This window comes from Salinicoccus sediminis (assembly GCF_000986795.1).
In the GTDB taxonomy this organism is placed as follows: domain Bacteria; phylum Bacillota; class Bacilli; order Staphylococcales; family Salinicoccaceae; genus Salinicoccus; species Salinicoccus sediminis.
The window spans coordinates 308,028-321,462 of the sequence record NZ_LAYZ01000002.1; the positions used below are offsets into that span (position 1 = coordinate 308,028).

Consider the following 13,435-nt stretch of genomic DNA (forward strand, 5'->3'; position numbering starts at 1 on the left):
CCGGGAAAAATATGAATATGAATCAGCAAAAAGAAAGAAGGGAATTTTATGAAAGGCAGCTCCCTCTGGAAGTTCGGTCTTGTTATCCTGGCTGTTCTCTTCCTTTCATTACTAACCGCAAACACAGAACAGGCATCAGCGAACAGCGCACTGGACAGCATGATCGATATCAGGTCGGATGACGGAGAGTATGACTCGGCGGAGGTCCAGGCGATGATTGACAGGCTCAGAAGAGTGGACGACCGCATATTGCAGCATACAAACAGTGCAGGGGTGAGCATCATACTTATGGACATGCCGCTCACAGAACTGTCTGAGTTCGATTATCTTTCCGGCAAGGTGCCGAGAGGCTGGGAAAACACAAATTCCACATGGGAGGAAGTGCCTGGGGCCGGCGGGCATACAACCGCTGCCAGAATCGGCTACAGCGACCCGGGAAACGGCCATTCTACGATCAATCTGGAGCTGCATGAATACGGTCACGCAGTCGATTCATATGCCGCCGGTTTCACCGTGAGCGGGTCGGATGAATTCCGCCAGATCATGAATCGCGAAAAGGACGCATTATTCGGCGACCATAAAGTGTCGGAGTATTTTGACGAACCGGGAGAATACTTTGCAGAAGTATTTGCGATGTACTACCTGGGCGGTGACGCACGAAGCAAACTCCAGAACCGTGCACCTGAGACATATGAATTTATCAGCCATTTCCACAACAGGCTGGTGACGGTCGATGAAGTGACCGGGAACACTGCAAAGGTTTCATGGGATGAGATGGACGGCGCAGCCAAGTATGAAATCTACCGGAATGATGAGAAAATCGATGAAACCACAAAGACAAGCTTCACGGATGAGGATCTCGAGACTTCCACAAACTATAACTACTATATCAAACCGGTGGATTCATCCGGCAACCCGCTTCTGACATCATACTTCCGCACGACGACCACCCAGGCGGAGGAGGATGCCCCGGAAGTGGACACGGCTGAACTGGAAAGTGTGATTGAATCAGCCGAAGCGGTCAGTGAAGCCGACCGCAGCCCTGGTCTGCAGTCTGCCCTTGAAAATGCCAGAAACATAATTGACAACGATGAAGCCGACCAGCAGCAGGTGGATGAAGCCGAGACAGCATTATCCTCTGCCCTTGAAGAAAACCGGGAAGAACTGGAAGCAGCCGAGGAAGAGTCGGCTGAGGAATCAACAGAAGAGAAGACAAGCGGGGAAGCGACGGAAGAGACTTCACAGGAAGAGGAAACAACTGAAGAACCCGCTTCAGAAGAGGCTGAAGAATCGACGGAAGAACAATCCGCAGAGGAAACCGAATCCCAGACGGACAGTTCACAGGCAGAAGCATCAAATGATAATATATTCATGATTCTGCTGTCCTCCGTACTGGTCATTCTGGCAATCATATCGGCAATACTGATATGGAAAAGGAAGAAATGATAAGCATGAGACAGAAGCTCTGACACTACTCAGGGCTTCTGTTTTTGCTTCAATGGCTACCTTTATGGATTCTTTTCAACTATCATGGAGGGTAGCAATCCAAATCTTTTCAAAGGAAGTTGAACATCATGGAACTATTGATGATTGTACTGCCGGTGTTCCTCATCTTCGGCATCGGCTACATCTCCCAGAAACTTTTGAAGATGGATATCAAATCGATATCGGCCATGTCCCTGTACATACTGCTTCCTCTTCTGACATTCGATACGTTCTACCGCAATGAACTGACGGTGGACTATCTCTATCTGTTCATATTCTCTGTGTTCATTACACTGATACTCATCGGAATCACCGTCCTCGCCGGATGGTTCATGAAATCCTCGAAAGAGGATGTTTCGGCCATTTTGCTCGGAACTTTGTTCCCCAACAGCGGGAACTACGGTGCGCCGGTCATGCTTTTTGCGCTCGGTGCAGTGGCTTTCGACTATGCCATCGTACTGATGGTGCTGCACGGCTTCATTATCAGTACAGTCGGCATCTTCATCGCATCGTTCGGCAGCGGGGGCACTATTTCCGTGAAAGATGCCATTTTGAGCATATTCAGGATACCGGTGATATACGGTGCCGCAGCAGGGCTGTTGTTCCAGCTGATGGGTATCACAATCGATGAAAAGCTGATGGACATCCTGCAGATGACGGGGAATGCCGCAATTCCGGTCGTCATGCTGATCCTCGGCATGCAGCTCGCCGAGATCAGGAAGGAGAATTTTGAACTGAGGAACATCAACGCTGTCGTCCTCATCCGTATGGTCGTTTCGCCGATTGCAGCGATGGTGCTCGTCATGTTCATGCCTGTGGACGAGACGATGAAGATGGTCTTCATCATACTGAACGCAATGCCTGTGGCCGCCAATTCCACGATGCTTGCTGTACAATTCAATGTAAAGCCGAATCTGGTATCATTCTCGACGCTGGTCACAACACTGCTGAGCCTTTTGACCATACCGTTCTTCCTGTACCTGATCGGCATATAGCATGTTGTGGACCGCCCAGCGTAATATTTTCAGGACGCTGATCGATATAACCAGTGAGGTGACGTTTACAAACCAGTCTGAAATCATAGACCAGCATGTTGAGATTGTCGAAGCACAATGGCGGCGCAGGATGTGAAAAGAGCCCAGATGCTTCTCAGGAAACATCTGGAGGAAGCATGTGGGCACTGCTGCAATGGGAAGAAACTACTTTAAAAGGGGATGTATCCAATGACGAACGAAAAAATCAAATGTGCAATTATCGGGTCCGGCAATATCGGAAAAGACTTGATGATCAAACTTTTAAGAAGTGAAAAGCTGGAAGTTACTGCCCTGATCGGCATAGATCCGGAATCTAACGGTTTGAAGCGGGCAGAAGAGAATGGACTTGTCGCAATATCGAACGGAATAGACGGTCTTGTGGAGCGTCCGGAGCTTGCGGATATTGTGTATGAGGCGACTTCTGCAAAAGCGCACCTGCATAATGCGAAGATTTTAAAGGATCTCGGAAAGAAAGCGATCGACCTGACACCGGCGGCAGTCGGTCCGTTCCTTGTTCCATCAGTGAACCTGAAAGAGAGAGATCCCAAAGCTTGATAATGTAAACATGGTCACCTGCGGCGGACAGGCGACGATTCCGATGGTCAAGGCAGTATCGGATGTACTGCCGGTCGGCTATGCCGAAATCGTAGCCTCAATATCAAGCAGAAGCGCAGGACCTGGGACAAGGCAGAATATCGACGAGTTCACTGTCACTACAGCCAATGCATTGAAAGAGGTCGGCGGGGCTAAAGAATCGAAGGCGATCATCACTCTGAACCCGGCGGATCCTCCGATTCTGATGAGGAATACGATCCATGTACAGACTGCGGGTGATGCACAAGCACACGCCGGGGCGATAAAGGATTCACTGGAAAGGATGCTTGGAAAAGTACAGGGATATGTACCGGGCTACAGATTCAAAGCGGATCCGGTCATCAAAGGAAATATCGTTACGGTATCTGTTGAAGTGGAAGGGAACGGGGATTTCCTGCCGGAATATGCAGGTAATCTAGACATCATAACTTCCGCAGCAGTCAGGACAGGGGGAAGTTATGGCAGAGAACATGCTAAAGGAAGGAGTGGCTGAATGATGAGCAAAAAAGTGATTATCAATGATGTGACTTTAAGGGACGGAATGCATGCAATCCGGCACCAGTATTCAACAGATCAGATCGCCAGGCTGACACGGGCGATCGATGATTCAGGCGCAGACATCATCGAAGCGACATACGGAGACGGTCTGGGGGGCAGTTCCATCCAGTACGGTTTTTCAAAGGAATCCGAGGAGGACATCATCAAAACAGCAGTTGCCAATGCAGAGAATGCCAAAGTCGGTGTACTGCTGCTTCCGGGAATCGGTGTGATCGAGCATCTTGAACGTGCACATGACTGGGGAGCGCGTGTCGCACGCGTGGCAACCCATTGTACAGAAGCGGATGTATCCGAACAGCACATCAAAAAAGCGGCAGAACTCGGCATGGATACGGTCGGCTTCCTCATGATGTCCCACCGGACGGAACCTGAAAACCTTCTTGAGGAAGCAAAGAAGATGGAATCCTACGGTGCACAGACCATCTATGTCGTCGATTCCGCCGGCGCGCTGACGATGGATGGTACAAGACGCAGAGTCTCCCTGTTTAAAGAGAATCTGAACAGCAAAATCCAGGTAGGTTTCCATGGACACAACAACCTGTCACTCGGTGTGGCGAATTCAATAGCCGCGATCGAGGAAGGCGCCGACAGGATCGATGCGAGTCTGGCAGGCATGGGCGCAGGTGCAGGAAATACCGCAACAGACCAGCTCGTGGCAGTGATGGACAGGATGAATATCGATCATAACCTGGATCTGTACAAGACGATGGACGCTGCTGAAAATTTGATGAAACCGATGATGGAACGACCGGTACAGATAGACCGACTCTCCCTGACACTTGGGTACACAGGCGTCTATTCCAGTTTCCTGCTTTTTGCAGAACGCGCAGGCAAGGAATACGGTGTGGATGCCAGGGACATACTGACAAGAATAGCCGAGATTGGCGCAGTCGGAGGCCAGGAAGACTGGATCATCGGTGTCGCCCAGGAACTGGCAAAAGAAAAGCAGTTGAACGCATAGGATAAATGATGGAGGATGAGCCCGGGACAGAGAGGTCCTGGTTTTTTTATTCTTTTCAATAATATATTTATCATATATAAAATTATAATAGAAATATTATTTACTTTGGTAGCGTTTTCCCATATACTGATTTTAAGGGAGTGACAATCTATGGGAACTGAGAACAGAAACGAAAAATCAAAGGAACTGGACTTGCTGGGTGTGGGTGAGATCATCACTCTCATGAACGAGGAGACGGCGTATGCCCTGGAAGCTGTGGAAGGGGAAAAGGAGAGTATAGAAAACCTGATTACTGGGATTATCGAACGAAATGCAGACAGGATCATCTATGCCGGAGCGGGGACGAGCGGCAGGCTCGGTGTTTTGGATGCATCCGAATGTCCCCCGACTTTCAATACGGACCCGGATGAATTCATTGGAATAATAGCCGGTGGTGATAAGGCGCTCAGGTTTGCGATTGAAGGGGCGGAAGATTCCGAAGGGCTCGGTGAAACGGATGTACTGGATCTAGAAGTGGGGCCCCGGGACTGCGTCATAGGCATTGCAGCGAGTGGCCGGACGCCCTATGTCAAAGGGGCGCTCCGGGCGGCGAAGGAAGCGGGGGCCCTGACCGGCAGCATCTCCAATAATAAGGGGAGTGACATATCGGATCTTGCCGATTTTCCGGTGGAAGTGGCTTCCGGTCCTGAAATACTGACGGGATCGACACGTCTGAAGGCAGGAACGGCGCAAAAGCTCGTCCTCAACATGATTTCGACAATCATCAACATCAAAAGGGGAAAGATTTACGGGAACTACATGGTGGATGTCAATCCGAGCAACTGGAAGCTTGAAAGGCGTGCAATCAATATGATCCGGGAAATAACAGAGGCGGATGAACGTACTGCCGCGGATGCACTGAGTGCATCAGGGAGGCGTGTCAAGACGGCGGTGCTGATGGTCATGCTGGATGTGGATAGGGAACAGGCGGAATCACTGCTGTCAGAGCAGCCGGATATCAGGAAAATACTGACTACAGACAAGGGGTAAATAGTATGTCTAAAATTTTGGCTTCACAGCTGCTCGATCTGATGGGCGGCAAAGAGAATATAGACAGCATATACAATTGCATGACACGCGTGAGGGTGGTGGCAAAAGATCACAGTAAGATCGATATGGAAAATATCAAGAGTCTCGACGGCGTCAATGGTGTGGTCGATGACGATGAATTCCAGATCATCCTGGGGCCCGGTGCCGCAGAGAAGACACGGCGGGAAATGGAAAAGCAGATGGGGGAGATTGGAACGGACGGTTCCGCGCCGAAGAAGAAGGGGATAAAGTATCTGCTCAAGAAAATCGGCAATATTTTCATCCCGCTGATCCCAGCTCTGGTTGCTTCCGGGCTGATCAACGGCGCCGTGAATTTTGCGATAAACTCAGGCGTGGACACTGAACTTGCCTGGGTCCAGGTGCTGCAGTTCATCGGGGGCGCATTTTTCACAATCATAGGTGTACTCGTCGGTTTCAACACGGCAAAGGAATTTGGCGGCACGCCCGCCCTCGGGGCAATCAGCGGTGCACTGATATTCAACCCTGCACTGGATGATATGGTACTGTTCGGTGAGTCGCTCGTGTCCGGGCGCGGAGGTTTATTCGCAGTGATGATGTCCGCATTCCTCATGGCCATATTGGAGCAGCAGATCAGGAAAGTGGTGCCGAATTCACTCGATCTGATTGTGACATCGACACTCACGGTGTTCATCGTCGGGCTCCTGACAGTCATCGGCCTGCAGCCGGTCGGTGCGGTACTGTCTGAAGGAATCATCGTGTCCATCAACTGGGTGCTTGAAATCGGCGGCATATTTGCAGGGGCAGTACTTGCAGCAACGTTCCTGCCACTGGTGCTGGTCGGGCTGCATCACGGTCTGACCCCGATCCATCTTGAATTCATACAGGATATCGGATATACACCGATATTCACCATCCTCGGCATGGCCGGGGCCGGACAGGTCGGGGCTGCCGTGGCGATTTTCGTCAAAACAAAATCAAAACGGCTGAAGAATATCATAAAAGGGACGCTTCCGGTCGGCTTTCTTGGCATCGGCGAACCGCTTCTCTACGGCGTGACCCTGCCGCTCGGCAGACCATTTCTGACCGCATGCCTCGGCGCAGCGTTCGGCGGTGCATACCAGGCACTGATGACAACAGGTGCCATCAACATCGGCGTATCCGGAATATCGCTCGTCCCGCTTATTGCTGACGGTAAATATATACATTATATCATCGGTCTGATACTCGGATATGCCGGCGGATTCATATTCACCTTTATGTTCGGCTTCAAGGAAAAGATGGTCGAGAACCTGGATAAATAATACCCAGGTATGATTGTAAATAAAATTTTAAAAAAACCGGAATCTTATGATTACAATTTGTACATGAGTATGCTAAAGTAAGAAATAAGTATAACAAAATTGTAAAATTGAACGGTTATGCGTTTGTATGGGGTCGGGCCAGAGTACACCGTCCAATTGAATGGGAGTAGATCATGTATTCAGTAACAAAACAAATCCGGGGTCAGATGGATGCTTTCAGCAGAAAAGAGAGATTGATTGCGAAATACATCCTTGAAAACAGTGAGGATTTTCTGACTGCGAGCATCGCCGAAAATGCAGACAGTATAGGGGTAAGTCAGGCCAGCATCACCAAGTTTTCAAAGAAGATCGGGCTGAAGGGCCTGAGGTCACTTAAAGTTGAACTTGCAAAAGAGCATACGAAGTCGGAGCAGGAAGTCTACAGTAAATCACTGTCTCCAAAAGACGATGTCAACGTCACGATGGACAAAGCGCTGAATAATACGGTAAGTGCATTGTACGGGACACACAAGACGGTAAACTATGGTGCGGTCGAGGAAGCGGCCGAGACGCTTGCCTCCGCCGATGAAGTCGTACTGTTCGGCATCGGAGCGTCAAGGATTCCAAGTGAGGACCTTTATCTCAAGCTCTCAAGAATCGGCATCAAGTCGGTCGTTCCGTTTGATAACCATGTACTGCTGACAAAGATTCCGGTGCTTAAAGAAGGATCTGTGGTTGTCCTCTTTTCAACATCAGGCAGGACAAAAGAGATCATCGACATTCTGAAGAAGTGCCGCAGCAAAGGTGTCAAGACCATACTCATCACGCAGTCCATCAGTTCGCCGGCGCGAAATATCGCAAGCATCGTCATGAGTACATCACTCGAAGAGAACAATATCCGAATTGGCACGATGACAGCAAGAATTTCACAGCTCTACCTGGTCGATGTGCTCTTCATGAGGACGGCGATCAAATCAGGTGACGATATTTTTGAGAAGATCAATGATACACATGAGGCGGTCCAGGATTACAAGATGGACTAGCCAGATACACAGAAATCCCGGGACTTCGGTCCCGGGATTTCTGTGTTTTGAGGGGTGCGGATACCGGACACGGCGGAGATTACGGTGTCCGTTAAAGTGGGATGCCGGACACGGCGGAATTTGCGGTGTCCGCCAAAGTGGGATGCCGGACATGGGGGAAGTTACGGTGTCCGCCAAAGAGGGATACCGGACACGGCGGAATTTACGGTGTCCGCCAAATATAAAAATTAACCATAAAGAAGTCCGGTGCCAGAACAGTGTCTGGTGCCGGACTCTCTTTTATTTCCCTGCCTTCAATTCCTTTTCTTCCCTGATGTCCTTTTTGTAATAGTGATCGGACTTGAAGTATTCATTTTTGAGTTCGATTATTTTCGGCGACATCAGTACAATTGCAATTATGTTCGGCAGGAGGATCATGAACAGCATGATGTCGAGGAAGGTCCAGAGTGTAGTGGCCCCTCCGATGGCACCGATTATGATTGAAATGACATACACTGTTTTCATCGCGGTGCCTGCCCACAAACCGAAGAGATACTCTGCCTGTCTTGAGCCGTAGAATACGACGACGGTGATTGTGGAGAACACGAACAGGATCAGGGCGAGGGATACCATTGTGCTGCCGGCGGGTCCGAATGCTTCACCGAATGCGCGGGCTGTGAGTGCTTCCCTCACACTTCCGTCTGCGGCATCTTCATGCTGCCATACGCCGGAAACGATGACGACAAGCGCTGTGACTGTACAGATGACCAGTGTATCCACGAGGACTTCAATGACGCCCCACAGCGCCTGCCTGACAGGGTGATCTGTCTTGGCTGCGGAATGGGCGATCGGTGATGTACCGAGCCCGGCTTCGTTGCTGTAGATGCCGCGTGCGAATCCCCAGCGTATGGTTTCTGCAAGCACGGCGCCTGCGCCGCCGCCGAGCGCTGCGGTCGGGTTGAATGCTTCTGTGAAGATCAGCGCGAATGCCGCAGGTATCGCCTGCACATTCATCAGTATGACGATGAGTCCGGCAATGATGTATAACAGCGCCATTGCAGGGACGAATATCGAGCTGACTGCGCCGATACGCTTGATGCCGCCGAATACGACAATCCCGACGAAGAATGCAACGGCGATACCCGTAACAAGCGGACTCAGAGCGAATGTGTCCTCAATCGTACTGGCAACCGAATTGCTCTGCACCATGATGCTCGGAATGAGTTCGAGGATCAGGAAGATGGCATACCAGCCGGCGAGTATTTTACCGATCAGCGGCCACTTTATGCCGTTCTTCATATAGTATGTCGGGCCGCCGACATATTCGCCGATCGCATTCTTCTCCCTGTAGTGGACACCTAGAGTGATCTCACCGAATTTTAGCCCCATACCGAGTATGGCGATGACCCACATCCAGAATACCGCACCCGGACCGCCGAGCATGATGGCTACAGGTACACCGACGATGTTGGCGGCGCCGATTGTCGAACTGAGGGCTGTGGTCAGCGTCTGGAAAGGGGTGATTGTGCCGTCCCCCCTGGTTTTCCTGCCGATCTGACCGACAGTCTGTTTGAATATGTGAACCGGGTATCTGAACTGGAAAAACTTCAGTTTGACAGTGAGGTATATACTTGTCAGGAGTAAGATGATTACAACCGGATATCCCCAGAGAAAATCTGATACTGCTGTGATAAATTCCATAATAAGTCCCCTTTACGATTTCAGTTGCTGATCCTGTCATGCTTCCCAAAAGAATTCTTTCAATATATTTTCAAGCAGCTCAGGTGTTACTTGGAAGGCGTTTTTCCTATGAAGCCGTTCTGTCAGCTTATGTGCGTCCTTTCCAAACGGACCGATGTTGATGAATGGCGCCTGGAGTTTCTGCATCTCCTCGAATGGAACCGTATATGTCCGGTCCCATACCGGCGTATTGTTCCGGTAGGTTTCCCAGCTGTCATCGTGGCTGTCGTACGTTACATAGCTGAGGTCGGATATGCCGTTGAAGTAGTGGACTTCAATCGGGTCGATCGAATGGTGCTCCGCCATATAGCTCTTTGTGTAACCGACGATATCCCTGATCAGGCCATCTTCGGAGGCATTCACTGAAGGATAGTAGGGCGGCGCGAATAAAGTTACGGCAAGCGGGACAAGTTCCTTGCAATGTGTGACCATCCGATTGGCAATCCTCATGGATTTTTCCCGGTCGTCCAAGTCGTCCCGGTCCACATAGATATCGAGGATGGCATCCGTCTTCTCAGCCCCGAGTTTTTTCAGTGTGTATTCGTAAAGCTCGCGGTAGCTCATCGTTCTGATCTGCCCGACCGGCCGGGTGTTCTCCCGACGGCAGATCGTTTCGTATTGCTCCTGGCATTCCTTCATGGCTTCTTTGGCCAGGAAGTCGTATTTGACGAAAATATCCTCTGCATTCTGCCTCATGGTAAAGACATTATACAGGGAAGCGACATGATGTGACGTCTGGGTGGAATAGTCTTCTTTCAGATCATAGCTTTTCAGTGTCAGGGGCAGCGGTGTCTTCTCACCGTATTCCTCCTCGGAGAAAGCATCCGTGAACTCCATCTTCTGATTGAGAAATGATGCCATATAATAGGCGTTCAAACCACGGAGCGGTTCCCCTGCGTGGGTCTCGATTCCATAGAAAAGTGCCGAAGGCATGATTTTCCCGATGGAGCCTGAGTATATATAGTAGTTTGGATCTTCCGGCCTCTGGGTGAAGCTCGGTTCACTGTTCAGGAAAAGGGATATATCCAGGCCGTGTTTTCTCTTTAATCCATCAAGCTTTTCAACAGCTGTCCGCATACCGGCGGAATCCACTTCCTCATCCGGCACTGTGAGGAGAAGAAGATTGACCGGCCATCTTTCCTGTATTGCCTTTTCAAGCAGGTGGATGTGGAGAGCGAGTCCCATCTTCATGTCCATCGTTCCACGTCCGAAAAGATAGTCGCCGGATTTTATATCTTCCTCCACTTCTCCGGAGAAGTCATTCATATTTTCCCGGAAGTGCTGGGTCAGTTCACGCGGTGAGAACGCGAACCGGCTTCTGGAACCGAACTCTTTCGTGTGTACAGTGTCAAAGTGGCTGATCAGTATAATCGTCCTGTCAGTCTGTCCGGACCTATAGAGCCCTGATAGGGCATTCCGTTCCCTGCCGGCATCATGGAGCTCAAGGAATCCAGGGTTATCCATAAAATAATCCAGCTTGAACAGTTCATCCTTCAGCTTATACGGGAAAAGGATCTCTCCTTCGGTGCCGGTCCTGCTGTCCCATGAAACCAGTTGGCATATAAGATCTTCCAGTTGACTCTCTGTATTCCAATTCATGATAAAAAATCTCCCCTTGATAAATCTATTGTTCCTATCCTTGATAATACTGCAGGAAGCGTTTTTCCACGTTGTTCAGATGCACTATCATCTTATCCCTGGATGCGGAAGCATCCTTTCTTTCGATGGCTTCCACAATTTCGCAGTGCTCCTGATAGGCATCTTCCGCGCTCTGTTCGACTGTCTTCGACAGGATCAGGAAGGCCCGGCTGAGGTCGGCATTGAGCTTTTCAACCATTCTTCTGAACTCGGAATTCATATTCGGGGTCGTCAGAGTAAGATGGAATTCCTTGTCATACTTCATGAATTCTGCATACCGGTTGTCATCAATCGCCTTTTTCTGCATTTCCAGATTCTTTTTAAGCCTGTTTATCAGCGTTTCATCCATCTTCATGATCACTTTTTCAATATTATGCACTTCGAGCAGGTTTCTCAGCTCCATATGCTCAAGGGACATTTCTCTGGTGAATGTGGCAACGACCGCGGGCGCCCCCGTCTCCTGGATGATGAGCCCTTCGGATGCAAGCCGGGCCAGCGTGTCCCTGAAGGGGGTCCGGCTGATACCCAGCTGCTTTGAATATTTCTCTTCATGCAGAGCGTCACCGCCTTTCAGCTCGCCAAGAAGTATGGATTCCTTCAGAATTTCATACGCCTGATCTGACAGGCTTGTGCTTTTTGGTATCTTCCGCATCATAAAATCAACTCCGTCCCGTCCAACTGATGGCACTCATGATTTCTGCCGTGCTATGAAACGCTCCATCCTGTCCATCCCTTTCGCCAGATTATCCAATGAACTGGCATAGGATATCCTGACATGGCTGTGGTCGTCCTTGGAAAATGTCGACCCCGGAACGACTGCAACATGCTCTTCGTCCAGCAGTTTTGCTGCGAATGAGACATCATCCATGCCGGTTGTGGAAATGTCCGGAAAAATATAGAAGGCCCCAGTGGGCTTTTTGGAAGGCAGCCCCATGTCCTCAAGACGCCTGTATGTATAGTCCCGGCGTTCAACGTACTGCATGTTCATTTCATGGGGAAACTCACGCGTGTGATCCAATGCTTCGATCGCTGCGTACTGGCTCGGGAGCGACGCGCAGATCGAGTTGTTGAGATGCACTTTAAGCACATGCTTCATGACTGTTTTCGGCCCGAGTACATAGCCGATCCTCCAGCCGGTCATGGCATGGGATTTCGACAGCCCGTGAATGATGAACAGTCTGCTGTGAATATTCTCAAAGAAGCCGAATGATATATGCTTATCCGCAAATGTGTTCTCACTGTATATTTCATCGGATATGATGAAGACCTCTTTCCCAGCGAGCATTTCTGCAAGCTTTTCCATCTGTCCGCAAGGCAGGGATACACCGGTCGGATTGGAGGGATAGTTGAATATGATCGCCTTGGTGTTGTCATTGATCAGAGCTGCGAGTGCATCCGGATCCGGCATGAAGCCGCTCTCCGAGGTATCAAGATGCACGGGTGTGCCGCCATTCAGCCGGATCAGCGGTTCGTATCCTGAGTAGCTCGGGGAGGGGAGTATGACTTCATCGCCCTCCACCATGATCGTCCGAAGAACAGAGTCCAGAGCCTCACTGGCTCCGTTGGTAATGACGATTTCGCTGCCGGGATCATAGCTGCATCCGTAGGCGTCCCTGAAAAACCCGGTGACACTTTCCCTTAGAGCGGGCAGGCCTGCATTGTGTGAGTACCCCGTCCTGTTCTCCCTGATGGCTGATATACCCGCCTCTTTGACATTCTCCGGGGTTGGGAAATCCGGCTGGCCGATCGTCAGGTTGATTCCGTCCTCAAATTCGGCGACCCTGTTGGCAAAAACCCGTATGCCGGGCACTGTCAGAGAAGCTGCTGTGGGGTTTATACGATGATCCAATTTCTGCACCTCATTTCCTGTATACAGTATACATAAAGCAATTATAAAACTGAAAATTCTAAAAATCAAACCATTGCTGGAAGTTTTTGCAAAGGAATCAGATTTGACTCATTTTTCTAATAATTTGTTGACGGCTGAAAATCGTTACCGTAGCCTTTGGTATACAGTATACATAAAATGTTCCGTTAATTGTATAGTAATTCATATATATTAATATTTATTTA

The 13,435-nt window shown here is 49.9% G+C and carries 11 protein-coding genes and 1 pseudogene; 8 read left to right on the top strand and 4 right to left on the bottom strand.

Annotation, left to right across the window (positions count from 1 at the left end; all coding sequences use genetic code 11):
- Window positions 1-48: 48 nt before the first annotated feature.
- The 8 genes and pseudogenes from WN59_RS05290 (at window position 49) to WN59_RS05320 (ending at window position 8,005) form a co-directional block, all read left to right on the top strand.
- Entirely contained in the window at window positions 49-1,446 is a 1,398-nt protein-coding gene (locus tag WN59_RS05290; RefSeq protein ID WP_046513756.1) for an anthrax toxin lethal factor-related metalloendopeptidase, read from the top strand.
- 128 nt (window positions 1,447-1,574) lie between these two features.
- A complete protein-coding gene (locus WN59_RS05295; RefSeq protein WP_046513759.1) occupies window positions 1,575-2,480 on the top strand; it encodes an AEC family transporter in 906 nt (301 codons plus the stop codon).
- A gap of 1 nt (window position 2,481) precedes the next feature.
- Complete coding sequence (locus WN59_RS13885) at window positions 2,482-2,616, top strand: hypothetical protein (protein WP_269430677.1); 135 nt, start codon at window positions 2,482-2,484, stop codon at window positions 2,614-2,616.
- Window positions 2,617-2,708: 92 nt separating this feature from the next.
- Window positions 2,709-3,606, top strand: a pseudogene (locus tag WN59_RS05300) (acetaldehyde dehydrogenase (acetylating)).
- 3 nt (window positions 3,607-3,609) lie between these two features.
- Window positions 3,610-4,632 (top strand): 4-hydroxy-2-oxovalerate aldolase, encoded by a 1,023-nt coding sequence (gene dmpG, locus WN59_RS05305; RefSeq protein WP_046514350.1) that lies wholly within the window; start codon window positions 3,610-3,612, stop codon window positions 4,630-4,632.
- A 150-nt stretch (window positions 4,633-4,782) separates the two neighbouring features.
- On the top strand, window positions 4,783-5,661 hold the full coding sequence (gene murQ / locus WN59_RS05310; protein WP_046513762.1) for an N-acetylmuramic acid 6-phosphate etherase: 879 nt from the start codon (window positions 4,783-4,785) through the stop codon (window positions 5,659-5,661).
- A gap of 5 nt (window positions 5,662-5,666) precedes the next feature.
- Window positions 5,667-6,983: a PTS transporter subunit EIIC gene (locus WN59_RS05315; protein WP_046513765.1), complete on the top strand. Its 1,317-nt coding sequence runs from the start codon at window positions 5,667-5,669 to the stop codon at window positions 6,981-6,983.
- Window positions 6,984-7,156: 173 nt separating this feature from the next.
- A complete protein-coding gene (locus WN59_RS05320) occupies window positions 7,157-8,005 on the top strand; it encodes a MurR/RpiR family transcriptional regulator (RefSeq protein WP_046513768.1) in 849 nt (282 codons plus the stop codon).
- Between the two features lie 279 nt (window positions 8,006-8,284).
- On the opposite strand, the gene WN59_RS05325 is transcribed toward WN59_RS05320, so the two are convergent.
- From WN59_RS05325 to WN59_RS05340, 4 genes are read right to left on the bottom strand one after another with little or no spacing between them, the layout of a single operon-like run.
- Window positions 8,285-9,685, bottom strand: a complete 1,401-nt coding sequence (locus WN59_RS05325; protein ID WP_046513771.1) for an alanine/glycine:cation symporter family protein — start codon at window positions 9,683-9,685, stop codon at window positions 8,285-8,287.
- A gap of 36 nt (window positions 9,686-9,721) precedes the next feature.
- Entirely contained in the window at window positions 9,722-11,323 is a 1,602-nt protein-coding gene (locus tag WN59_RS05330; RefSeq protein ID WP_046513773.1) for a M20/M25/M40 family metallo-hydrolase, read from the bottom strand.
- Window positions 11,324-11,357: 34 nt separating this feature from the next.
- Window positions 11,358-12,017: a GntR family transcriptional regulator gene (locus tag WN59_RS05335; protein ID WP_052747283.1), complete on the bottom strand. Its 660-nt coding sequence runs from the start codon at window positions 12,015-12,017 to the stop codon at window positions 11,358-11,360.
- A 33-nt stretch (window positions 12,018-12,050) separates the two neighbouring features.
- Window positions 12,051-13,220 (bottom strand): aminotransferase class I/II-fold pyridoxal phosphate-dependent enzyme, encoded by a 1,170-nt coding sequence (locus WN59_RS05340; protein ID WP_408005389.1) that lies wholly within the window; start codon window positions 13,218-13,220, stop codon window positions 12,051-12,053.
- Window positions 13,221-13,435 lie beyond the last annotated feature (215 nt).